This is a genomic window from Bacillus sp. RC251 (assembly GCF_044908765.1).
In the GTDB taxonomy this organism is placed as follows: domain Bacteria; phylum Bacillota; class Bacilli; order Bacillales; family Bacillaceae_G; genus Bacillus_A; species Bacillus_A wiedmannii.
The window spans coordinates 145,340-168,244 of the sequence record NZ_JBIYDP010000008.1 but is presented as its reverse complement, the minus strand read 5'-3'; the positions used below and the strand labels follow the sequence as shown (position 1 = coordinate 168,244).

The following is a 22,905-nucleotide window of genomic DNA, read 5'->3' as shown; positions in this document are numbered from 1 at the left end:
TAAGTATAATATTTTATTTAATTAATAAAGATAAAATATAGTAGTAATAGTAATAGGGCCTGTGGGTATGTGGATAACCCCGTTAAACGATGTAAAAACAGTCTATCTACATGTGGATAGACTGTGCGTAAAACAAGGGAAGTTATTCACACTATTCAGCTACTACTTTAAAATATCGTTAATTTCTTCAACTTGTTTTTGTAATTGCGTATCCGTTTTAAGCAGCTTAGAAATTTTTTCATGAGCATGGATAACTGTTGTATGATCACGTCCACCAAATTCTTCACCGATTTTAGGTAAGGAGTAATCTGTAAGTTCGCGTGATAAATACATTGCAATTTGGCGAGGGAAGGCAACTGATTTTGTTCGCTTTTTTGCCTTGAAATCTTCCAGTTTTATTTGATAAACGTCCCCGACAGCCTTTTGAATATCATAAATGGAGATAATTTTTGGTTTAGAATTTGGAATAATATTTTTAAGTGCTTCAGCTGCTAAATCAGCATTAATATCTTTGTTAATTAAAGATGAATAAGCTACAACTCGGATAAGTGCACCTTCTAGTTCACGAATGTTTGAATCAATTTGATTTGCAATATAAAGCATAACCTCATTTGGTATATCGAGTCCTTCAGCCTTTGCTTTTTTACGTAAAATTGCAATTCGTGTTTCTAAATCTGGTGGCGTAATATCCGTAATGAGTCCCCATTCAAAGCGAGAACGAAGACGATCTTCTAAAGTTGGAATTTCTTTTGGTGGCCGATCACTTGAAATTACAATTTGTTTACTTTCTTCGTGTAATGCATTGAATGTATGGAAAAACTCTTCTTGAGTTTGTTCTTTTCCTGCTAGAAATTGAATATCATCTATCAATAAAACATCTACATTACGGTATTTATTACGAAAATCGACCGCTTTATTATCACGAATAGAATTAATGAATTCATTTGTAAATTTTTCTGATGATAAATATACAACCTTTGCGTTTGGGTTATGTTCAATTACATAATGACCAATTGCATGCATTAAATGGGTCTTTCCGAGTCCAACTCCCCCGTAAATAAAGAGTGGATTATATGCTTTAGCTGGCGCTTCGGCTACGGCCAATGAAGCAGCGTGAGCAAAACGGTTACCAGAGCCAATAACAAATGTATCAAACGTATATTTTGGATTTAGCATACTCTGTGGTAAATGATTAGAATCATCTTGTGCTGAATTTGGTTTAGAAGGAGGAAGATCAATCTCCTCTTCAGCTTGACTTTGGGGAATAATAAAGCGAATAGCTAATTTTGCCCCCGTTAAATCATAAAGTGTTTCCGAAATTAGCTCTGAATAATGAGATTCTAACCAATCACGAGCGAATTCATTTGGAGCTGTAATTGTTAACACGTCTTTCTTTAAATTATGTGCGGTTGTTGATTTTAACCATGTTTCATAACTTGGTTTACTGACCTTTTTTTCTAGTTCTTTTAAGGCGCTGTTCCATAAATCAGAGATGTTTTCCAAAGGTGTCCCTCCTTTACTAAGATGGTAAAAGAATAAGGTTGCGCAACAAATGTACAACCTAAATAAATATAAAATGTATATTTATACGAAACGTATTTTAAAACCTAAAAACGTCGTTTGTATATGAGATAGGGTTTTCGACAAAAAAAGCAAATGTGGATAAGCATTTACCCACATGTGATTAAAACTGTCCACATGTTATACACAAATTGTGGATAAGATAAAGGTGTGGAAAACTTATTCAAAGTGAAAACACAACTATAATATCAAAAAAAAGTAGCTATAGCAATGAATTTAAGAAAGTTATCCACAAAATCAATACCTTGTGGAATAAACTTGTCCACAACACGATATACTGTGTAAAAGTACGAAAAGGGTTTGTGGATATAAAAACCAAGAAAAAACATTTATCCACAAGGAAATATAGGGTCTGTGAAAAAGTATGTGAATAGGTTCAAAATGAATATTTGATGAAAATTTCGAGAACCATTGACATTTTCCTAGTTGATTAACTATAATTTATAGGACTGTCTTTAACAGATATTCCTCAGGGAGGTGTCATATAATGAAAAGAACTTACCAACCAAATAAACGTAAGCGCAGCAAAGTACATGGTTTCCGCAGCCGTATGAGCACAGCGAACGGACGTAAAGTGCTAGCAGCTCGTCGTCGTAAAGGAAGAAAAGTATTATCTGCGTAGACCACTGATCGTTCAGTGGTCTTTTTTTCTAATAATAGTGAATTTCCACTGATGAACTACAGGAGTGTCAATTGATATGAAGAAAAAATATCGTATAAAAAAGAATGATGAATTCCAGACGGTTTTTCAAAAAGGAAAATCGAATGCTAACCGTCAGCTTGTTGTCTATCAACTAGATAAGGGAGAGCAGCCAAACTTTCGTATTGGCCTTTCTGTCAGCAAGAAAATAGGAAATGCAGTAGTGCGTAACCGAATTAAACGTATGATTCGCCAGTCGATCACAGAATTAAAAGATGAGATAGATTCTGGAAAAGATTTTGTTATAATAGCAAGGAAGCCTTGTGCAGAGATGACATATGAAGAATTAAAGAAAAGCTTAATTCATGTCTTTAAACGCTCTGGTATGAAAAGAATAAAAAAGTAGCGTAAGGAAATGAATTACACTATATACATACCGAAACAAGGAGGAGCAGGCTTTGAAAAAGAAAATAGGTTTACTAGCCATGGTTATTGCATTAATGGCAATTGCTGCTGGCTGTAGTGAAGTGAAACAGCCGATTACACCGAAAAGTACTGGAATTTGGAATGAATATTTCGTATATCCGCTTTCTCAGTTAATTACGTATTTTGCCAACTTATTTGGTAGTAATTACGGTTTAGCAATCGTTGTTACAACTCTTATCATTCGTTTTGCATTATTACCATTAATGATTAAACAAACGAAGAGTACGAAAGCAATGCAAGCGTTACAACCAGAAATGGTGAAGTTAAAAGAGAAATATAGTTCTAAAGATCAAGCAACACAGCAAAAACTACAACAAGAAATGATGCAGTTATATCAAAAAAATGGTGTAAACCCATTAGCAGGGTGTTTACCGATATTTGTTCAGATGCCTATTTTATTTGCGTTTTACCATGCGATTATGAGAACGGCAGAAATTAGTAAGCATACATTTTTATGGTTCGACTTAGGGCAGGCAGATCCGTACTATATCTTACCGGTTGTCGCGGCAATTACGACATTTATTCAGCAAAAGCTTGCAATGGCAGGAACAGCTGGTCAAAATCCGCAAATGGCAATGATGATTTGGCTTATGCCAATTATGATTTTAGTCTTTGCAATTAACTTCCCAGCTGCATTATCACTTTACTGGGTTGTTGGTAATATCTTTGGTATCGCTCAAATGTACTTGATCAAGGGGCCAGAAATTAAGGCTAGTAAGGCAGAAGGATCAAGCAAGTGAGTGTAATTACTGCTAAAGGACAAACAGTCGAGCTGGCAGTACAAGATGCTTTAAGGCAACTAAATGTTCCAAAAGACCGAGTAGATATAAATATTATCGATGAGGGTAAAAGAGGGTTCCTAGGTTTATTTGGGAATCGACCTGCAGTAGTAGAAGTCGTATTGAAGAAAGATCCGATTCAAGAATGTGAAGAATATTTAAAAAATATTATTCATGATATGGGTGTGGAAGCTGAGATTAGTAAAATTGTAAAAGGACGCGAAGTTGAATTTACAATTTCTGGCGAAAACATAGGTGTTTTGATTGGGAAAAGAGGAAACACCTTGAATTCTTTGCAGTATTTAACAAAACTTGTGGCGAATCGTAGTACGAAGCAGTATATTGGCATCACACTAGATGCTGAAAATTATCGTAGTAAAAGAAAAGGTACATTAGAAGCACTTTCTTATCGATTAGCAAAACAAGTAGTAAGTACGAAAAAAAGAGTTGTGTTGGAGCCTATGCCATCTTTTGAACGAAAGATTATCCACCAAGCATTATCTAATCATCAAAATATCATTACAACTTCTGAAGGAAAAGAACCACATCGACATGTTGTAATATCTTCCAAGTGACCGGTTACTCAATTGAGTGCCGGTTTTTTTGAGGGGAAAATAGGTGTGGATAACTAAAAAAACACTAAACTTATCCACTGTGAATAAGTTTAGTGTTTTTCACATGAGGACATAATAAAATGAGTTATTATTCTTTTGTAGATAGGTTCGTTATGGTATTCTAATAATTTAGTGAAGAAAATAATCAAGTTGAAATAGAGATAAATAAGCAAGTGAGGTGAAAGGACATGGAATTTGATACAATTGCCGCGATTTCCACAGCGCTTGGAGAGGGTGCAATTGCCATTGTTCGAGTAAGTGGGGATGATGCGGTTGAAAAAGTTAATCGTATTTTTAAAGGGAAGGATTTAACAGAAGTTCCTTCTCACACAATTCATTATGGTCATATTGTAGATTTAGATACAAATCAGGTTATTGAAGAAGTGATGGTATCTATTCTGCGCGCACCAAGGACTTTTACACGTGAAAATATAGTGGAAATTAACTGTCACGGCGGACTTGTTTCGGTAAATAAAGTATTGCAGCTTATTTTAGCGCAAGGAGTAAGATTAGCAGAGCCTGGTGAATTTACAAAACGTGCTTTTTTAAATGGCCGTATTGATTTATCACAAGCAGAAGCTGTTATGGACTTAATCCGTGCAAAAACAGATCGTGCAATGAACGTAGCGATTAATCAAATGGAAGGACGATTATCTAAATTAATCGGCCGTCTGCGTCAGGACATATTAGAAACGTTGGCTCATGTTGAGGTAAACATAGATTACCCGGAATATGATGATGTGGAAGAAATGACACATAATATTTTAATTGAGAAAGCTACACATGTTCGTACGGAAATTGCAAAAATATTAGAAACATCGAAGCAAGGAAAGATTTTACGTGAAGGTATTGCTACTGCAATCATCGGTAGACCTAACGTTGGGAAGTCATCGCTATTAAATAGTCTTGTTCAGGAGAAAAAGGCAATTGTAACTGATATTGCAGGAACAACTCGTGATGTTATTGAAGAGTACGTTAATGTGCGTGGTGTACCACTTAAACTTATAGATACAGCCGGGATTCGTGAAACAGAAGATGTTGTTGAACGAATTGGTGTAGAGCGTTCAAAAGAAATGATGAGCCAAGCTGATTTAGTGTTAGTTGTCGTTAATTATAGCGAGGCTTTAACGCATGAGGATGAAGATCTATTCCGTGCCGTACAAGGAAAAGATTTCATTGTTATTGTAAATAAGACAGATTTATCGCAAGTAATCGATATGGAACGTGTTACAGAATTGGCAGCGGGAAATCGTATTATTACAACATCGTTAATTGAGGAACAAGGAATAGATGAGCTTGAAAAGGCAATAGCTGATTTATTCTTTGAGGGAACAATTGATTCTGCAGATGTGACATATGTTTCTAACGCGAGACATATTGGATTATTAACACAAGCAGGAAAAACAATTGGAGATGCAATTGAGGCAATAGAAAATGGTGTTCCAATTGATATGGTGCAAATTGATTTAACAAGAACGTGGGAAATACTTGGTGAAATTACTGGTGATACCGTCCATGAAAGCCTAATTGACCAGTTGTTCTCTCAATTTTGTTTAGGAAAATAATATAGCGATGTTTTAGAAAGATAGAGATTTTTAGGAGGAATAAACAATGGGATACAATGCCGGTTCATACGATGTCATAGTAATCGGTGCAGGTCATGCAGGATGTGAAGCTGGTCTTGCGGCAGCACGAATGGGCTCCAAAACATTAATGTTAACAATTAATTTAGATATGGTGGCGTTTATGCCATGTAACCCTTCTGTTGGTGGACCAGCAAAAGGGATTGTTGTTCGGGAAATTGATGCATTAGGCGGAGAAATGGGACGCAACATTGATAAAACATATATTCAAATGCGTATGTTAAATACAGGTAAAGGACCAGCTGTACGCGCGCTTCGCGCACAAGCAGATAAGTTCTCTTACCAGCATGAATTAAAGAAAACAATTGAAGAAACACCAAATTTAACGTTGTTCCAAGGAATGGTTGAGCGTTTAATCGTTGAAGATGGCGAATGTAAAGGCGTAGTTACGCAAGCTGGTGCTGAATATACAGCCAAAACAGTTGTAATTACGACTGGAACATTTTTACGTGGTGAGATTATTATGGGGGATTTAAAATATTCGAGCGGTCCGAATAATCAACAACCATCTATTACTTTATCCGAACATTTAGAGGAGCTTGGATTTGATCTTGTTAGATTTAAAACAGGTACACCTCCGCGTGTAAATAGTAATACGATTGATTACAGTAAAACAGAAATTCAGCCAGGTGATGATAAACCACGAGCTTTCTCTTTTGAAACGACAAAATTTATTATGGATCAAATTCCATGTTGGTTGACGTATACAAGTACGGAAACACATCGTTTAATAGATGAAAACCTACATCGCTCAGCTATGTATTCTGGTATGATTAAGGGAACAGGACCTAGATATTGTCCTTCAATTGAAGACAAAGTAGTAAGATTTAATGATAAACCACGTCATCAAATTTTCTTAGAGCCAGAAGGACGTAATACACAAGAAGTGTATGTACAAGGTTTATCCACAAGCTTACCAGAAGATGTACAACGTGATATGCTTAGAACAATACCTGGCCTAGAAAACGTTGAAATGATGCGTACAGGTTATGCAATTGAATATGATGCAATTGTGCCAACACAACTATGGCCAACACTTGAAACGAAAAAAATTAAGAATTTATATACAGCAGGACAAATTAACGGAACTTCTGGTTACGAAGAGGCGGCAGGACAAGGGCTTATGGCTGGGATTAATGCAGCATGTCGTTCTTTAGGTAAAAAAGAAGTTATTTTAGGTCGCGCGGATGCTTATATTGGTGTCTTAATTGATGACCTTGTAACGAAAGGTACAAATGAACCATATCGCTTATTAACATCTCGTGCAGAATATCGCCTATTATTACGCCACGATAATGCTGATCTTCGTTTAACTGAAGTTGGTCGTGAAATTGGATTAATTAAAGAAGAGCGCTATGAGCGATTTACAAATAAAAAATTAAAAATTGAACAGGAAAAGGAGCGTTTAAGCAGCATTATTATTAAACCACGTCCTGAAGTTCAAGAATTAATTCGTAGTATTGGCGGAAGTGAATTGAAAGATGGAATACGTGCAAGTGACTTATTACGTCGTCCAGAGATGACATATGAGCATATTCATCTTTTAGTACCAAGTGAAGTAGAATTAAGTGATGAAATTACAGAACAAGTTGAAATTCAGATTAAGTACGAAGGATATATCGAAAAATCCTTACAGCAAGTAGAGCGTATGAAGAAAATGGAAAACAAAAAAATCCCTGTGGATATTGATTATGATGCGATTTCTAGCCTTGCCTCAGAAGCGAGACAGAAATTGAAAGATGTTCGTCCACTTTCAATGGGGCAGGCTTCACGTATTTCTGGCGTGAATCCAGCGGATGTTTCTATTTTACTTGTGTATATTGAACAAGGAAAAATTGCGCGAGTATCGAACCAATAAATAGTAAGGAGATATTGTTAGATGAACATAGAACAATTTCAATCTATGCTAGAAGAGAAGGGTATCACCCTCTCTTCTAGACAGTTAGAGCAGTTCGAAATCTACTTTGAAACATTAGTAGAGTGGAATGAAAAAATGAACTTAACGGCTATTACGGAGAAAGAGGAAGTATATTTAAAACACTTTTTTGATTCCATTACAGCTGCTTTTTATTATGATTTTTCAGAACCATTCTCAATTTGTGATGTTGGCGCAGGAGCTGGATTCCCAAGTATTCCTTTGAAAATCTGTTTCCCGCACTTAAAAGTAACAATTGTAGACTCATTGCAAAAACGTATTAACTTCTTAAATCATTTAGCACAAAAGTTGGAATTAGGTGACGTTGCGTTTTGTCACGATCGTGCGGAAACATTTGGAAAAAAAGAAGGTGTACGTGAATCGTACGATATTGTAATGGCACGTGCAGTCGCGCGTCTTTCGGTATTGAGTGAGCTATGTTTACCACTTGTAAAAGTTGGGGGAACATTCATTGCAATGAAAGGTGCCGCAGCAAACGAAGAAATTGAAAATGGCAAGTATGCTTTAGAGGTGCTAGGCGGGCATTTAAAAGAAATGTCTACGTTCCAATTACCGTTTGAAGAAAGTGAACGTAATATTTTATTAATCGAGAAAAAGCGCAAGACACCAAAGAAATATCCACGCAAACCGGGAACACCCAATAAATTACCTATTGAAAAATAAATCTTATTAGACGTAAGATTAAATTATATAAATGAAAACGTAAATGTTTCATAGGAAACATTTTATGGAGAATAGTCAATAGGCCTAAAAGGTGGTGGAATATGTATGAAAAATACGTTTTCTCGTTTATTTGGCTTTGGAGATAAAGAGAGCGAATTCGAATTACAAGACGAAAGCCATGAAGAAATAGATAAAAAGGTATATGAAGAAATACAAGAAATTCCGATAGTAAATATTACCCCTAACCGTTATCAACCACGAACAGTTTTTGATGATGCACGAATTGAAGAGCTAGCACTAACGATTCGTACACATGGGCTGATTCAGCCGATTGTTGTGAGGCAATATGAGGATGACAAGTACGAGATTATCGCTGGAGAAAGGCGTTTCCGTGCGGCAACAAAGTTAGGGTGGGAAAAGGTTCCTGCAATTATAAAGAACTTAAATGATACAGAGACAGCTTCTGTAGCTTTAATTGAAAACTTGCAACGAGAGGAACTAACAGCAATCGAGGAAGCTGTGGCATATCAAAAGCTAATTGAGTTACATAATTTAACACAAGAAGCATTGGCACAACGACTTGGAAAAGGACAATCCACAATCGCAAATAAGTTGCGATTGTTAAAGTTGCCTGAAGAAATAAAACGTGCGTTATTAGAAAAAAGTATTACAGAACGCCATGCCCGCGCTCTCATTCCTTTAAAGAATGAGGAATTACAACTGAAGGTTTTACAGGAAATTGTGGAGAAACAACTGAATGTAAAGCAAACAGAGGAACGAATTGCGAAATTACTAGAGGAAGCCAAACCGAAGCGTAAGGCAAAGCAAAAAGCAGTAAGTCGAGATACGAGAATTGCCATGAATACAATTAGGCAGTCATTACAAATGGTTGCTGACAGTGGTTTAAATGTTAATTCTGCGGAAGAAGAATTTGATGAGTACTATCAAATTACAATTAAAATTCCGAAGAAAAAATAATAATGGCGTGTTAGAGACCTTATCCTACTGGATAGGTCTCTTTTACTATATTTTCTTGTTAGATGAAGAAGGAGTTTAGAAATAAATTTTGAAGTTTAATAAGGACGTAAAAGAAAAACTTTTATTTCATGTTACAATAAACGTAATTGTTACTAGAATAAGATAGAAAGGTTGAAAGTAGGTGACATCATGGGAAAAATCATTGCTATTGCCAATCAAAAAGGTGGCGTTGGAAAAACAACAACATCTGTTAATTTAGGGGCTGGATTGGCACAAGTAGGTAAAAAAGTCCTTCTTGTAGATATTGACGCTCAAGGAAATGCAACGACTGGTGTGGGAATTGAAAAATCCGAATTAGATCAATGTATTTACAATGTTCTTGTGGAAGATGCAGATGTTCAAGGGGTTATACGTAAAACCGCAACTGAAAACTTAGATGTTCTACCCGCTACAATTCAATTGGCAGGTGCTGAAATTGAATTGGTACCGACTATTTCCCGGGAAGTACGTTTACAAAGGGCATTACAGCCAGTTCGTGATGAATATGACTATATTATTATCGACTGTCCCCCGTCCTTAGGGTTATTAACGATTAATGCATTAACCGCAGCAGATTCTGTTATTATTCCTGTTCAATGCGAATATTACGCACTAGAAGGATTAAGTCAGCTATTAAATACAGTTCGACTTGTGCAAAAGCACTTAAATAAAAATCTAGCAATTCAAGGTGTATTGTTAACGATGTTGGATGCCCGTACGAATTTAGGGATTCAGGTTATAGATGAAGTGAAAAAATACTTTAGGGATAAAGTATACCGTTCGATTATTCCTCGTAATGTTCGTTTAAGTGAAGCACCAAGTCATGGGAAACCAATTATGCAGTATGACGCTAAATCAAGAGGGGCAGAAGTATATATAGATTTAGCAGAGGAAGTGATTGCAGGTGGCTAAAGGATTAGGAAGAGGAATTAATGTGTTTTTTCCTGATTTAGATGTGAAAGAAGAAGAGGCAATTCAGGAGATTGTGATAACTGAATTAAGACCGAATCCATATCAACCACGTAAACACTTTAATAAAGAGGCAATTCAAGAATTATCGGCCTCTATTAAAGAGCATGGCATATTGCAACCGTTAATTGCTAGGAAGAGTATTAAAGGATATGAAATTGTTGCAGGTGAAAGAAGATATCGTGCTGCCAAAGAGGCAGGGCTCGAAAAGGTACCTGCTGTTGTAAGACAATTAAATGAGCAGCAAATGATGGAGTTTGCATTGCTTGAAAACTTACAACGAGAAGATTTAAACCCAATGGAAGAAGCAATGGCATATCAAATGTTAATGAATGAGCTAAATGTAACGCAAGAACAATTAGCAAAACGTCTTGGTAAGAGCAGACCTTACATTGCAAATTATACGCGGTTATTAAGCCTCCCTTCTTTTGTGCAAGATATGATTGCAAATGGTCAACTTTCAATGGCCCATGGGAGAACTTTGCTTACTATAAAAGATGAAGAACAATTGAAATCTTTATTAAAACGAATCGAAAAAGAAGGATTAAACGTTCGTCAATTAGAGAAAATTGTTCAGGAGATTAATCAACGCGTTTCACGTGAAACAAAACAAGTGAAAAAAGAGAGAAACATATTTTTCGTAGAACGCGAAACGTTCTTAAGAGAAAAGTTTGGCACAGATGTGAAAATTAAAGAAACGAAAAAAGAAAAAGGTAAAATCGAAATTGAATTTTTTAATAAAGAAGATTTAAATCGTATTTTAGAATTATTAGCGCAGAAAAACTAAAAAGCAAACCATCTTATTATTTATAGATGGTTTGCTTTTTTTAATACAGATAATTTTTGGTCTGTTTCTTTTATACTTTGTGCAATTACATCAGCCATTTTCATGACTAAACTTAATCTTGTATTTTGCAGGACGAAAAACTCCATAAAACCATTTAGATTTACGATGCCATGAATATGTAAATCACCAACTGCAGGTAATTTTTTGTTCATCGCAGCTCCAGGTTTACTAGGCCCCATTCCGGTAGTGATGGAACCGATGTTTTGAGACTTTCCTAAACAGGCATCAACCGCAATTATAAATGAAGTAGGATTATATTTCTGTATATTCTGAATTTTTTCTTCTAAATTTAGCGCATGCACTGGCTCATCTAGTGTGCCGAACACTTGGAAGTTTTTAATTCCTGCTTGTTCTAGTTTCGTACCGACTAACGGACCGAGTGCATCGCCTGTAGAACGATCTGTTCCGATACAAACGAGAATAATCGGTATATTCGTTTTAATAGGGATATGGGAAAGTAAGAAGTTACTAATTGTCTCGGAGGCTTCTACGTCTTGGTGCATAACATTTTGAGTTTCTTTTTCGAAAAAGGGTAAGCGAAAACTTCCAATATTCATGAAGCATCCATCCTTTTAATAAATTTTCAAAATATGTTATATGGTGAGTAAAATGGAAAACTATAAGTGCGTACTTCCTGTAAAACTTGAGTGAAAACGGAAATAATAGTACTAGTATATATATATTCGTTCCATTTTATACCTGCATAGAAGTTAACAAATGCAATTAAAGTCATAAAAATTTTTCAGAAATCAGGGTGACTTCTGATACAATAAGAAGGATGATTAAAAAGAAATTTTAGCTGGAGAGGTAGAGGTACATGGATTTAGCGTTGAAATGGTTTGAGTCCATTGATTGGACGAATATAGGTGTGAAATCACTAAAAATAGTCGTTATTTTAATACTTGGTGCAATTATTGTGCGAGTTGCGCGTGCAATTGTACGAAATGCGTTTCGTATGGGAAGTCGTTCGCCAATTCAAATTTCAGAACGTCGTACAGTTACAGTAGCGAAGTTACTTGAAAATATTGTGGCATACGTTGTTATGTTCATTATGTTAATTGCGATTTTGGGTGTGTTTAATATTAATGCATCTGGTTTATTAGCGGGTGCCGGGGTAATTGGTTTAGCAGTCGGATTTGGTGCTCAAAGTTTAGTAAAAGATGTTATTACGGGGTTATTTATTTTGCTAGAAGATCAATTTTCAGTAGGTGACTATGTAAAAATTGGTCAGTTTGAAGGTGTCGTTCTAGAAATTGGACTTCGTACAACAAAAGTAAAGAGTTGGACAGGCGAAATTCATACTTTACCAAATGGAAGTATTATTCAAGTTACGAACTATTCAGTTAGTAATAGTGTAGCATTTGTTGATGTATCCATTTCGTATGAGGCTGACATAGCGAAAGCGGAGCAAGTCATTGAAGAGTTATTGGAAGAATTACCTGCACAGTATACGCAAATGGTAGCAAAGCCTCAGTTATTAGGTGTGCAAACATTGGCTGCGTCAGAAGTTATATTACGTGTTATTGCGGAAGTAGAGCCGATGCAACATGCGGTTGTTGCGAGAGCACTTCGTAAAGAAATTAAAAATCGTCTAGATTTACATGGGATTGAAATTCCATATCCACGTATGGTTTTATATAATCGTGAAGAATTGGTGAGTGGAAAAGCAATTTAGTATGGAGAGGGGTTTGGAGAATGGAGCAAAAGCAGTATAACTTGTACGATGTTGTGGAAATGAAGAAAGCCCACCCATGTGGTGAGAATCGCTGGAAAATTATTCGTATGGGAATGGATATCCGCATTAAGTGCGAGGGATGTGACCATTCAGTAATGATTCCTCGAAGAGAATTTGATCGTAAGGTGAAAAAAATACTTGTGAAGCACGAAGAATAGAGAGAAAGTAACAGTTGCAATGGGTAGCTGTTACTTTTTTTCGTTTGGAGGAAACTTGTCATTTTTTTCGTTACTATCTATAATGATGAAAGATTGAGACATAGGAGTGAAAAATATGGGATTAACGGCTGGGATTGTTGGATTACCTAACGTAGGGAAGTCAACTTTATTTAATGCAATTACACAAGCAGGAGCAGAATCTGCAAACTATCCATTCTGTACAATTGATCCAAACGTAGGGATTGTAGAAGTACCAGATGAGCGTTTAAATAAATTAACGGAATTAGTAGAACCGAAAAAAACTGTTCCGACTGTATTTGAGTTTACTGATATTGCAGGTATCGTAAAAGGTGCTAGTAAAGGTGAAGGTTTAGGAAATAAATTCTTATCTCACATTCGCCAAGTAGATGCAATTTGCCAAGTTGTTCGTTGTTTTGAAGACGAAAATATTACACACGTTTCAGGGAAAGTAGATCCAATCGATGATATTGAAACAATCAACTTAGAGCTAATCTTAGCGGATTTAGAATCTGTTGATAAACGTATCGAGCGTGTTGCGAAGTTAGCAAGACAAAAAGATAAAGAAGCAGTATATGAGCATGAAATTTTAGTTCGTTTAAAAGAAGCTTTTGAAGAGGGAAAACCAGCTCGTACTGTTGAATTTACAGAAGAACAAATGAAGATTGTTAAAGGCCTTCATTTACTTACAACGAAAGAAATGCTATACGTAGCAAACGTAAGTGAAGATGATATTATGGATCCTTCTGAAAATAAATATGTACAAATGGTAAAAGAATTTGCTGCAAATGAAAATGCTCAAGTAATCGTTGTATGTGCAAAAATCGAAGAAGAAATCGCTGAGCTAGACGAGGAAGAGAAAAAAGTATTCCTTGAAGAACTAGGCATTGAAGAATCTGGTTTAGATCAATTAATTCGTGCTGCATATGATTTATTAGGACTTGCTACTTACTTCACAGCTGGTGTGCAAGAAGTACGTGCATGGACGTTTAAACAAGGTATGAAAGCACCACAATGTGCTGGCGTAATTCATACAGACTTTGAGCGTGGATTTATTCGTGCGGAAACAGTTTCTTACGAAGACTTAATGACAAACGGTTCTATGACAGCTGCAAAAGAAGCTGGTAAAGTTCGTTTAGAAGGAAAAGAGTATATCGTAAAAGATGGAGACGTTATGCACTTCCGTTTCAACGTTTAATTTAATATTTCCTAGGAAAAATAAAGATATGAGCTTGGCAAATATATTATGTGTTTGCCAAGTTTTTTATGCATGGGTGAGTTGATTCATCTAACTTACTATGATATAATCTAAACTCGTGAGTAATTACTATAAATTAATTGCTCCTTGCCCATTATGGGCCGTTTAGACCAAAAGGAGGTGAAAGTGTAATGAGAAAGTACGAAATTATGTACATCATTCGTCCTGGCGTTGAAGAAGAAGCTCAAAAAGCTTTAGTTGAACGTTTCGCAGGTGTTTTAACAAACAATGGTGCAGAAATCATTAACACGAAAGAGTGGGGTAAGCGTCGTTTAGCTTACGAAATCAACGACTTACGTGAAGGTTTCTACATGATCTTAAACGTGAACTCTAACGCAGAAGCGATTAACGAATTCGACCGTTTAGCTAAGATCAACGAAGACATCCTTCGTCATATCGTTGTTAAAGAAGAAGAAAAATAATTGATATATAAGGGAGAGTGGTTCGATTGATGAATCGTGTTATCCTCGTTGGTCGTTTAACTAAGGACCCTGACTTACGTTACACGCCCAATGGTGTTGCGGTAGCTACTTTTACGTTAGCTGTGAATCGCGCATTTGCGAATCAACAAGGTGAGCGTGAAGCTGACTTTATTAATTGTGTAATATGGCGTAAACAAGCAGAAAACGTAGCAAATTATTTGAAAAAAGGTAGCTTAGCAGGCGTAGATGGACGTCTTCAAACTCGTAATTACGATGGACAAGATGGTAAACGTGTATATGTAACAGAAGTTCTTGCGGAAAGCGTACAATTTTTAGAGCCGCGTAATGGCGGTGGGGAGCAACGTGGTTCATTTAATCAGCAACCATCAGGAGCTGGTTTCGGTAACCAAAGCTCTAACCCATTTGGTCAATCTAGTAATTCAGGTAACCAAGGTAACCAAGGTAACCAAGGGAACTCTGGATTTACGAAGAATGACGATCCATTTTCAAATGTAGGTCAACCGATCGACATTTCCGACGACGATTTACCGTTCTAATACAGTAAATTAGTTAGTTTTAACAAAGAATGGAGGGAATAGACATGGCAGGACGCAAAGGTGGACGTGCGAAACGTCGTAAGGTGTGTTTCTTCACATCTAACGGCATCACTCGCATTGACTATAAAGATGTTGATTTATTAAAACGTTTCGTTTCTGAGCGTGGTAAAATTTTACCTCGTCGTGTAACAGGAACAAGCGCAAAATACCAACGCAAACTTACAGTTGCAATTAAACGTGCTCGTCAAATGGCACTTTTACCATATGTTGGTGAATAATAGCGTATGAAATGCACAGTAGAGTCGGACTCTACTGTGCATTTTGCTATGCTTTTCTTTTTTGAAAGAGAGGTTAGATGATGAAGAATACGAAATTTATTACTGAGGGTGCAGCGTTGCTGGCTATATATGCAATGTTATTGCTTATATCTATGTATGTTCCAATTTTAGGTACAGTTGTAAAGTTTGCGTTGCCATTGCCGTTTATATTGCTAACGATAAGATATAGATTATCTAACGCCTTTGTAATTTTTACGGCGGCACTTTTTATTACTGTTATTGTCAGTCAACCGATGAACCTAGTAAAGACAACTATGTTTGGATTGATAGGTATCGTTTTAGGATATATGTATAAAAAACAAAAAAAACCGGTAGAAATTTTGATGGCGGGGACGCTTGCGTACTTAATTGGTATTATGCTCATTTATGTTGCAAGTATAAAGTTTTTTAACATAGATTTAATGAAGCAAATGCAAAATATGCTTAATGAAAGTATGGCGCAAAGTGAAAAGATAGTCACTGCTGCTGGTATGCCTATTAGTAAGGAGCAAAAAGAATTATTTGCACAATTTAATGATGTGTTACAAACGTTATTCCCAAGTTTGCTTGTAATGGTCTCGGTATGTTTTTCTTGGATTACAGTTATGATATCAGGTAGTGTTTTGAGAACACTAAAGCATGACGTTATACCTTGGCCTAAATTTAAAGATATACAATTACCAAAGAGTATTGTTTGGTATTACGTTATATTTATTTTGCTATCAACTTTTATAAAAGTAGAACCGACATCATATTTACATATGGTATTTTCTAACCTATATGTCATATTTGCCTTACTACTAGTACTACAAGGTCTGACATTTATCGCTTTTCTAGCGCATAGCAAAGGTTTTACGAAAGGGATTCCTATTATTAGTTTTATTGTCTGCATGTTTATACCGATGTTGTTTCCTCTTGTGACAATCTTAGGTATAATTGATTTAGGGATTTCATTGCGTTCTAAAATAGGAGGATAAAGTAATATTCCTTATACTATTTTAATCTGTTTAACTAACTGAAAGGTGAGTTAGTTTTACTTTATAGGAGTTGTATACATGCCTGAATTTTATAAGAAACAGTGGTTTTTATATCCTGTTTATGTATTGGCATTTTTCGTGTTTGTGCTCATTGCCATCCTCTGTTATTTTCATTTAATTATGGGGATATCCACCTTTTTTATTTTTTGCATTGTACTTTTTGTTGTTATACGCTTTGAACTGACCTTTCAAAGGAATTTCGAGAAGTATACGACAGATATGATTACAAGAGTAAAGAAAGTGAGTAATGAAGCATTTAACCAAATGCCGATTGGTATTTTGTTATACAATAAGGATTATGGGATTGATTGGGCGAATCCTTATTTATCTTCATGTCTAGGACAGCATGCGTTAGCTGGATGGCACCTTTATGATGTATCAGAAACGTTGCTTCTTTTTATTAAGGGAGAAACTTCCGACGATATAGTCTCTTTAAATAACCGAAAGTTTCGCGTTTTTGTAAGGAAAGAAGAAAAGTTAATTTATTTCTTTGATGTAACGGAACAAACAGAGATTGAAAAGATGTACGAGGATCAACGCACTGTTTTGGCTGTCATTTATTTAGATAATTATGATGAAGTTACACAGGGGTTAGATGATCAATTACGTACGAATATCACAAGTCTTGTAACATCACGACTAAATGAATGGGCCGTTAAGTATGGGGCATATTTAAAACGTGCATCTTCAGAAAGATTCTTCGTTGTACTAAATGAGAGTATTTTAGCACAGATGGAGAAAGGGAAATTTAGCATTTTAGATCAGGTGCGTGAAGAAACATCCAAAAGGAATATACCACTCACCTTAAGTGTAGGTGTTGGATCAGGTGATTTACCTTTATCAGAGCTTGGGGCAATGGCTCAGTCCGGTTTAGACCTTGCGCTTGGCCGTGGTGGAGATCAAGTAGCTATTAAACAAGCGACAGGTAAAGTTAAGTTTTATGGTGGTAAGACGAATCCAGTTGAAAAACGTACTCGTGTACGTGCCAGAGTTATTTCGCATGCATTAAAGGATTTAGTATTAGAAAGTAGTAATGTCATTATAATGGGGCATAGGGCTCCTGATATGGACGCAATTGGTGCTGCGATTGGTATTTTAAAGGTAGCGCAATTAAATGAGCGCAAAGGATATATTGTGTTAGATGAAAATGATTCTGATAAGGGAATTAAGCGTTTAATGGATAAAGTGAAACAAAACGAAGAGTTATGGTCTCACTTTATTACCCCAGGACAAGCGATGGAATTTGCAAATGATGATTCATTACTTGTTGTTGTTGATACGCATAAACCTTCAATGGTGATGGAAGAAAAGCTGTTACATAAAATTGAAAATGTAGTTGTTATTGACCATCATCGCCGGGGAGAAGATTTTATTGAAGATCCATTGCTTGTTTACATGGAGCCATACGCTTCTTCCACGGCAGAACTTGTTACAGAATTACTTGAGTACCAACCGAAAAATTTAAAAATGACAATGTTAGAAGCAACGGCACTGTTAGCAGGTATTATTGTTGATACGAAAAGCTTTACATTCCGAACGGGTGCTCGTACGTTTGATGCCGCTTCTTATTTACGCTCACATGGTGCAGATACTGTACTTGTACAAGAGCTTTTAAAAGAAGATATGGATCAGTATTTACGGGTTGCAAAAGCTATTAAAAATGCGTACATTTATACAAATGGAATTGCGATTGCAAAAGTTGATAGTGATGATTACTACGATCAAGTGCTTATTGCGCAATCAGCCGACACATTATTAACAATGACAGGAATTATTGCGTCATTTGTTATTGCAAAACGTGGCGAGAATTTCATTGGAATTAGCGGCAGGTCTTTAGGTGAAGTGAACGTGCAGCTAATTATGGAAAATTTAGGCGGTGGTGGGCATTTAACGAATGCAGCCACACAAATGAAAAATGTTACAGTAGATGAAGCTGAGGAGAAGCTTCGATTTGTTATTGATGACTATTTACAGGGAGGCACACAATCATGAAAGTAATTTTTCTAAAAGACGTAAAAGGTAAAGGGAAAAAAGGAGAAATAAAAAACGTACCAGATGGCTATGCAAATAACTTCTTACTAAAACAAGGATTAGCTGCTGAAGCGACAAATAGTAGTATGAAAACTTTAGAAGCTCAAAAGCGAAAAGAAGAAAAAGATGCAGCAGCAGAGGTTGAAAATGCAAAAGAGTTGAAAGAAACGTTAGAGAAACTAACTGTAGAAGTAAAGGCGAAATCTGGAGAAGGTGGCCGTCTATTCGGTTCAATCACAAGTAAACAAATCGTAGATGCGATGCAAAAATCACATAAAATTAAACTTGATAAACGTAAATTTGAAATGGATGATGCAATTCGTGCATTAGGCTATACAAACGTTACTGTGAAGTTGCATCCGCAAGTAACAGCAACAGTAAAAGTTCATGTTAGTGAACAATAAAAATAAGTTAAGCAAGGAGGATTGCGTATGAGTGATGTAATGGCTGATCGTACCCCTCCGCATAATATAGAGGCTGAGCAGGCGGTTTTAGGGGCCATATTAATTGATCAAGATGCGTTAACGTCAGCATCGGAATTATTGGTACCTGACTCATTTTATCGAACGAAACATCAAAAGATTTTTGAAGTCATGCTTGGGTTATCTGATAAAGGAGAGCCGATTGACTTAGTAATAATGACGTCAGCAATGGCTGATCAAGGATTATTAGAAGAAGTTGGTGGGGTTTCTTACTTAGCAGAATTAGCAGAAGTTGTTCCAACCGCTGCTAACGTAGAATATTATGCACGAATCATCGCTGAAAAGGCGCTATTACGTCGTTTGATTCGAACAGCGACTCATATCGTGTCTGATGGGTATGAGAGAGAAGATGACGTGGATGGTCTTTTAAATGAGGCTGAGAAAAAAATATTAGAAGTATCTCACCAAACGAATGCAAAAGCATTCCAAAACATTAAAGATGTTCTTGTAGATGCTTACGATAAAATTGAACTTTTGCATAATCAAAAAGGTGAAGTTACTGGGATACCAACTGGATTTACAGAATTAGATAAGATGACCGCAGGTTTCCAGCGAAATGATTTAATCATCGTAGCGGCACGTCCATCAGTAGGGAAAACCGCATTTTCATTAAATATCGCACAAAACGTAGCGACGAAAACTGATGAAAATGTAGCGATTTTTAGTCTAGAGATGGGCTCTGATCAGCTTGTTATGCGTATGCTTTGTGCAGAAGGAAATATTGATGCGCAAAGACTGCGTACCGGTTCATTAACTTCTGATGATTGGGCAAAATTAACAATGGCGATGGGGAGCCTTTCTAATGCTGGTATCTATATTGATGATACACCAGGGATTAAAGTAAATGAGATTCGAGCGAAATGCCGTAGATTAAAGCAAGAACAAGGTCTAGGGATGGTTTTAATTGACTATTTACAGCTTATTCAAGGAAGCGGGAAATCAGGAGAAAACCGTCAGCAGGAAGTATCTGAGATTTCTCGTACATTAAAAGGGATTGCGCGTGAATTGCAAGTGCCTGTTATTGCCTTGTCGCAGTTATCTCGTGGTGTAGAATCTCGTCAAGATAAACGTCCGATGATGTCTGATATTCGTGAATCGGGAAGTATCGAGCAGGATGCTGATATTGTAGCCTTCTTATATCGTGAAGATTACTATGACCGAGAAACGGAAAATAAAAATACGATTGAAATTATTATTGCAAAGCAGCGTAACGGTCCCGTAGGCTCAGTAGAGCTCGCATTCGTTAAAGAGTTCAATAAGTTCGTTAACTTAGAACGTCGCTTTGAGGATGGACATGCGCCGCCTGCATAAAGATAGTATAAAAAAGAAATGCATTTCTTATAATAAGATGTGTTTCTTTTTTTTTATAGGAAAGATAAGGCTTTCATAGTGTGAAAATATAATTCTTACGAACGAAAATGTTTTTTAATAAAAAAATGTTCGCTTTTTGGTTGACTTCTTTTTCGGTTTTGGTACAATTATATTGTTTGAATAGATCGTTTGAAAATCGCGGAGGTGCTTTAATAATGTCTTCAGTAGTAGTTGTAGGAACACAATGGGGCGACGAAGGAAAAGGTAAAATCACTGATTTTCTTTCTGAGCATGCGGAAGTAGTTGCAAGATATCAAGGTGGAAATAACGCGGGACATACAATTGTTTTCGGCGGAGTTAAATATAAATTACACTTAATTCCATCTGGTATTTTCTATAAAGAGAAAATTTGTGTAATCGGAAATGGCTTAGTAGTAGATCCGAAAGCATTACTTGAAGAGTTAAAATACTTACACGATCGTGGTGTAAGTACTGATAATTTACGTGTAAGTAACCGTGCGCACGTTATTTTACCTTATCACTTAAAACAAGATGAATTAGAAGAAGCAAGTAAAGGTGATAACAAAATCGGTACAACGAAAAAAGGTATCGGTCCTGCATATATGGATAAAGCTGCTCGTATTGGTATTCGTATGGCTGATCTTTTAGACCGTGAAGCATTTAAAGAAAAGCTTGAGCGCAATTTAGTAGAAAAAAATCGTTTATTTGAAAAAATGTACGATACAGAAGGTTTCAGTGTAGAAGAAATCTTCGAAGAGTACTTCGAGTACGGACAACAAATCGCGCAATATGTATGTGATACGTCTGTTGTATTAAATGATGCACTAGATAACAATCACCGTGTATTATTTGAAGGTGCACAAGGTGTTATGCTTGATATCGACCACGGTACGTACCCGTTCGTTACATCTTCTAACCCGATTGCTGGTGGTGTAACAGTTGGAACTGGAGTTGGTCCTGCGAAAGTTACTCGCGTTGTAGGTGTGTGTAAAGCATATACAAGCCGCGTAGGTGATGGTCCTTTCCCTACTGAGCTTCATGATGAAATTGGTCATCAAATTCGTGAAGTTGGTCGTGAGTATGGAACGACAACTGGTCGTCCGCGCCGCGTAGGTTGGTTCGATAGCGTTGTTGTAAGACATGCACGTCGTGTTAGTGGTTTAACAGATTTATCATTAAATTCTATCGACGTTCTAACAGGTATTCCGACTCTTAAAATTTGCGTTGCTTACAAATACAATGGCGAAGTGATAGATGAAGTTCCAGCAAACTTAAACATTTTAGCGAAATGTGAGCCTGTATACGAAGAGCTTCCAGGTTGGACAGAAGATATTACTGGTGTAAAATCATTAGACGAGCTTCCTGAAAATGCACGAAAATACGTAGAACGTGTTTCTGAGTTAACAGGAATTCAATTATCTATGTTCTCAGTTGGACCAGATCGTAACCAAACAAATATTGTTCGTAACGTATACGAAGCTTAATTGATATTTTTGAGAAAAAACTCATGTCCGCATGAGTTTTTTCTTATCTTTTATAAAAAAATAAAAAAAGGTATTGCACAAAACAAAGAAAACATGTTATGATACATCTTGTCGTCACGAAAATATGACGTTGGTGAGTATGAGCCATTAGCTCAGTTGGTAGAGCATCTGACTTTTAATCAGAGGGTCGAAGGTTCGAATCCTTCATGGCTCACCATTTTATTTTTCGTGGCCCGTTGGTCAAGTGGTTAAGACACCGCCCTTTCACGGCGGTAACACGGGTTCGAATCCCGTACGGGTCATGTTTTTTTTATGTTCATTTTTGGTCCCGTGGTGTAGTGGTTAACATGCCTGCCTGTCACGCAGGAGATCGCCGGTTCGACCCCGGTCGGGACCGCCACTTTTGTTTATACCACCATTAGTGGTTTTATATATAGTTTTGGCTCGGTAGCTCAGTCGGTAGAGCAGAGGACTGAAAATCCTCGTGTCGGCGGTTCGATTCCGTCCCGAGCCACTCTCAGGATATTAAGTGGGCCCACTTAATATCCTTTTTATTTGTGTAATTTTACAAAAGTGAGTAGTTATTTTAAAATAGAATGAGAAGCCTCTAGCAGTTGAAGCTAGAGGTTTTTCTATAGATCGTATAGGATTCCGTGTAAAAGTGGATCATACATGAGTCTGTGAGAATAGAGGAGAAAGTACTTAAGCAAAAGATGCGGTCATATAGGGACATACTATGTAGACATCAATGTGTTTAGGGATATTGACCATATTTTTACCCGCTATTTGCCGGGCGGTAAGACCCCACCCAAAAATTCAGCGAAGGTAAAGAAGTTAAGTGTGGGATTAACGGCCCGTAAATGCCCGATTGGTTCAACTAATAGTCGGTATGGGATGAA

The 22,905-nt window shown here is 36.6% G+C and carries 23 protein-coding genes and 4 tRNA genes; 25 read left to right on the top strand and 2 right to left on the bottom strand.

What is annotated here, in order from left to right; all coding sequences use genetic code 11:
* Positions 1-162 precede the first annotated feature (162 nt).
* Positions 163-1,503 carry a chromosomal replication initiator protein DnaA gene (gene dnaA, locus ABH961_RS21810; RefSeq protein ID WP_000428027.1) on the bottom strand — a complete coding sequence of 447 codons (1,341 nt, stop codon included), beginning with the start codon at positions 1,501-1,503 and terminating at the stop codon, positions 163-165.
* 565 nt (positions 1,504-2,068) lie between these two features.
* On the opposite strand from dnaA, the gene rpmH reads away from it, so the two are divergent.
* The 10 genes from rpmH to spo0J all read left to right on the top strand — a co-directional run bounded on the left by rpmH (position 2,069) and on the right by spo0J (position 11,115).
* The gene (rpmH, locus tag ABH961_RS21805; protein ID WP_000831901.1) at positions 2,069-2,203 is read left to right on the top strand and encodes a 50S ribosomal protein L34; all 135 of its coding nucleotides are present in this window, start codon (positions 2,069-2,071) and stop codon (positions 2,201-2,203) included.
* A gap of 76 nt (positions 2,204-2,279) precedes the next feature.
* Entirely contained in the window at positions 2,280-2,627 is a 348-nt protein-coding gene (gene rnpA / locus ABH961_RS21800) for a ribonuclease P protein component (RefSeq protein WP_000731505.1), read from the top strand.
* Between the two features lie 52 nt (positions 2,628-2,679).
* The gene (gene spoIIIJ, locus ABH961_RS21795; protein WP_048542855.1) at positions 2,680-3,447 is read left to right on the top strand and encodes a YidC family membrane integrase SpoIIIJ; all 768 of its coding nucleotides are present in this window, start codon (positions 2,680-2,682) and stop codon (positions 3,445-3,447) included.
* Entirely contained in the window at positions 3,444-4,061 is a 618-nt protein-coding gene (gene jag / locus ABH961_RS21790) for an RNA-binding cell elongation regulator Jag/EloR (RefSeq protein ID WP_048542853.1), read from the top strand. The genes spoIIIJ and jag overlap by 4 nt, the downstream gene beginning before the upstream one ends.
* Positions 4,062-4,288: 227 nt before the next feature.
* Positions 4,289-5,665: a tRNA uridine-5-carboxymethylaminomethyl(34) synthesis GTPase MnmE gene (mnmE, locus tag ABH961_RS21785; protein WP_000393767.1), complete on the top strand. Its 1,377-nt coding sequence runs from the start codon at positions 4,289-4,291 to the stop codon at positions 5,663-5,665.
* Positions 5,666-5,711: 46 nt separating this feature from the next.
* Complete coding sequence (gene mnmG, locus ABH961_RS21780) at positions 5,712-7,601, top strand: tRNA uridine-5-carboxymethylaminomethyl(34) synthesis enzyme MnmG (RefSeq protein WP_000541059.1); 1,890 nt, start codon at positions 5,712-5,714, stop codon at positions 7,599-7,601.
* 21 nt (positions 7,602-7,622) lie between these two features.
* Positions 7,623-8,342: a 16S rRNA (guanine(527)-N(7))-methyltransferase RsmG gene (gene rsmG, locus ABH961_RS21775; protein WP_098221283.1), complete on the top strand. Its 720-nt coding sequence runs from the start codon at positions 7,623-7,625 to the stop codon at positions 8,340-8,342.
* A 105-nt stretch (positions 8,343-8,447) separates the two neighbouring features.
* Positions 8,448-9,320 carry a nucleoid occlusion protein gene (gene noc, locus ABH961_RS21770; protein WP_000799025.1) on the top strand — a complete coding sequence of 291 codons (873 nt, stop codon included), beginning with the start codon at positions 8,448-8,450 and terminating at the stop codon, positions 9,318-9,320.
* Positions 9,321-9,509: 189 nt separating this feature from the next.
* Entirely contained in the window at positions 9,510-10,271 is a 762-nt protein-coding gene (gene soj, locus ABH961_RS21765) for a sporulation initiation inhibitor protein Soj (protein ID WP_000516117.1), read from the top strand.
* Complete coding sequence (gene spo0J, locus ABH961_RS21760) at positions 10,264-11,115, top strand: stage 0 sporulation protein Spo0J (protein WP_001051814.1); 852 nt, start codon at positions 10,264-10,266, stop codon at positions 11,113-11,115. Before soj ends, spo0J begins: the two co-directional genes overlap by 8 nt.
* A gap of 20 nt (positions 11,116-11,135) precedes the next feature.
* Here spo0J and yyaC read toward each other — a convergent pair whose 3' ends face one another.
* Positions 11,136-11,732: a spore protease YyaC gene (gene yyaC / locus ABH961_RS21755; protein WP_098642885.1), complete on the bottom strand. Its 597-nt coding sequence runs from the start codon at positions 11,730-11,732 to the stop codon at positions 11,136-11,138.
* A gap of 260 nt (positions 11,733-11,992) precedes the next feature.
* On the opposite strand from yyaC, the gene ABH961_RS21750 reads away from it, so the two are divergent.
* The 15 genes from ABH961_RS21750 to ABH961_RS21680 all read left to right on the top strand — a co-directional run bounded on the left by ABH961_RS21750 (position 11,993) and on the right by ABH961_RS21680 (position 22,520).
* Positions 11,993-12,850 (top strand): mechanosensitive ion channel family protein, encoded by an 858-nt coding sequence (locus tag ABH961_RS21750; RefSeq protein WP_000362298.1) that lies wholly within the window; start codon positions 11,993-11,995, stop codon positions 12,848-12,850.
* Between the two features lie 20 nt (positions 12,851-12,870).
* A complete protein-coding gene (locus tag ABH961_RS21745) occupies positions 12,871-13,068 on the top strand; it encodes a DUF951 domain-containing protein (RefSeq protein ID WP_000436051.1) in 198 nt (65 codons plus the stop codon).
* Positions 13,069-13,183: 115 nt separating this feature from the next.
* Positions 13,184-14,284, top strand: a complete 1,101-nt coding sequence (gene ychF, locus ABH961_RS21740) for a redox-regulated ATPase YchF (RefSeq protein WP_000524660.1) — start codon at positions 13,184-13,186, stop codon at positions 14,282-14,284.
* 191 nt (positions 14,285-14,475) lie between these two features.
* Complete coding sequence (gene rpsF, locus ABH961_RS21735; protein ID WP_001233781.1) at positions 14,476-14,766, top strand: 30S ribosomal protein S6; 291 nt, start codon at positions 14,476-14,478, stop codon at positions 14,764-14,766.
* Positions 14,767-14,792: 26 nt separating this feature from the next.
* Positions 14,793-15,323 (top strand): single-stranded DNA-binding protein, encoded by a 531-nt coding sequence (ssb, locus tag ABH961_RS21730; RefSeq protein ID WP_002108911.1) that lies wholly within the window; start codon positions 14,793-14,795, stop codon positions 15,321-15,323.
* 44 nt (positions 15,324-15,367) lie between these two features.
* Complete coding sequence (gene rpsR / locus ABH961_RS21725; protein ID WP_000918874.1) at positions 15,368-15,601, top strand: 30S ribosomal protein S18; 234 nt, start codon at positions 15,368-15,370, stop codon at positions 15,599-15,601.
* Positions 15,602-15,681: 80 nt separating this feature from the next.
* Entirely contained in the window at positions 15,682-16,617 is a 936-nt protein-coding gene (locus ABH961_RS21720; RefSeq protein ID WP_141519939.1) for a YybS family protein, read from the top strand.
* A gap of 78 nt (positions 16,618-16,695) precedes the next feature.
* On the top strand, positions 16,696-18,669 hold the full coding sequence (locus ABH961_RS21715; RefSeq protein WP_001113891.1) for a DHH family phosphoesterase: 1,974 nt from the start codon (positions 16,696-16,698) through the stop codon (positions 18,667-18,669).
* Positions 18,666-19,112 carry a 50S ribosomal protein L9 gene (gene rplI / locus ABH961_RS21710; protein WP_000864225.1) on the top strand — a complete coding sequence of 149 codons (447 nt, stop codon included), beginning with the start codon at positions 18,666-18,668 and terminating at the stop codon, positions 19,110-19,112. Before ABH961_RS21715 ends, rplI begins: the two co-directional genes overlap by 4 nt.
* A 27-nt stretch (positions 19,113-19,139) precedes the next feature.
* Entirely contained in the window at positions 19,140-20,501 is a 1,362-nt protein-coding gene (dnaB, locus tag ABH961_RS21705; protein WP_001286242.1) for a replicative DNA helicase, read from the top strand.
* A 215-nt stretch (positions 20,502-20,716) separates the two neighbouring features.
* Positions 20,717-22,006 (top strand): adenylosuccinate synthase, encoded by a 1,290-nt coding sequence (locus ABH961_RS21700; protein WP_000100228.1) that lies wholly within the window; start codon positions 20,717-20,719, stop codon positions 22,004-22,006.
* A 141-nt stretch (positions 22,007-22,147) separates the two neighbouring features.
* A tRNA-Lys gene (locus ABH961_RS21695) sits at positions 22,148-22,223 on the top strand.
* A 13-nt stretch (positions 22,224-22,236) separates the two neighbouring features.
* Positions 22,237-22,308, top strand: a tRNA-Glu gene (locus ABH961_RS21690).
* A gap of 22 nt (positions 22,309-22,330) precedes the next feature.
* Positions 22,331-22,406 (top strand) — tRNA-Asp (locus tag ABH961_RS21685).
* 41 nt (positions 22,407-22,447) lie between these two features.
* Positions 22,448-22,520, top strand: a tRNA-Phe gene (locus ABH961_RS21680).
* The last annotated feature ends 385 nt before the right edge of the window (positions 22,521-22,905 follow it).

Excerpts from the sequence above, each read along its gene's own strand:
- ABH961_RS21720 (WP_141519939.1), top strand. The coding sequence starts at position 15,682 with ATGAAGAATACGAAATTTATTACTGAGGGTGCAGCGTTGCTGGCTATA.
- rpsF (WP_001233781.1), top strand. The coding sequence starts at position 14,476 with ATGAGAAAGTACGAAATTATGTACATCATTCGTCCTGGCGTTGAAGAA.
- mnmG (WP_000541059.1), top strand. The coding sequence starts at position 5,712 with ATGGGATACAATGCCGGTTCATACGATGTCATAGTAATCGGTGCAGGT.
- noc (WP_000799025.1), top strand. The coding sequence starts at position 8,448 with ATGAAAAATACGTTTTCTCGTTTATTTGGCTTTGGAGATAAAGAGAGC.
- ABH961_RS21750 (WP_000362298.1), top strand. The coding sequence starts at position 11,993 with ATGGATTTAGCGTTGAAATGGTTTGAGTCCATTGATTGGACGAATATA.
- ABH961_RS21715 (WP_001113891.1), top strand. The coding sequence starts at position 16,696 with ATGCCTGAATTTTATAAGAAACAGTGGTTTTTATATCCTGTTTATGTA.
- ychF (WP_000524660.1), top strand. The coding sequence starts at position 13,184 with ATGGGATTAACGGCTGGGATTGTTGGATTACCTAACGTAGGGAAGTCA.
- ABH961_RS21745 (WP_000436051.1), top strand. The coding sequence starts at position 12,871 with ATGGAGCAAAAGCAGTATAACTTGTACGATGTTGTGGAAATGAAGAAA.
- rsmG (WP_098221283.1), top strand. The coding sequence starts at position 7,623 with ATGAACATAGAACAATTTCAATCTATGCTAGAAGAGAAGGGTATCACC.
- yyaC (WP_098642885.1), bottom strand. The coding sequence starts at position 11,732 with ATGAATATTGGAAGTTTTCGCTTACCCTTTTTCGAAAAAGAAACTCAA.
- ABH961_RS21700 (WP_000100228.1), top strand. The coding sequence starts at position 20,717 with ATGTCTTCAGTAGTAGTTGTAGGAACACAATGGGGCGACGAAGGAAAA.
- soj (WP_000516117.1), top strand. The coding sequence starts at position 9,510 with ATGGGAAAAATCATTGCTATTGCCAATCAAAAAGGTGGCGTTGGAAAA.
- dnaB (WP_001286242.1), top strand. The coding sequence starts at position 19,140 with ATGAGTGATGTAATGGCTGATCGTACCCCTCCGCATAATATAGAGGCT.
- mnmE (WP_000393767.1), top strand. The coding sequence starts at position 4,289 with ATGGAATTTGATACAATTGCCGCGATTTCCACAGCGCTTGGAGAGGGT.
- rplI (WP_000864225.1), top strand. The coding sequence starts at position 18,666 with ATGAAAGTAATTTTTCTAAAAGACGTAAAAGGTAAAGGGAAAAAAGGA.
- rpmH (WP_000831901.1), top strand. The coding sequence starts at position 2,069 with ATGAAAAGAACTTACCAACCAAATAAACGTAAGCGCAGCAAAGTACAT.
- rnpA (WP_000731505.1), top strand. The coding sequence starts at position 2,280 with ATGAAGAAAAAATATCGTATAAAAAAGAATGATGAATTCCAGACGGTT.
- rpsR (WP_000918874.1), top strand. The coding sequence starts at position 15,368 with ATGGCAGGACGCAAAGGTGGACGTGCGAAACGTCGTAAGGTGTGTTTC.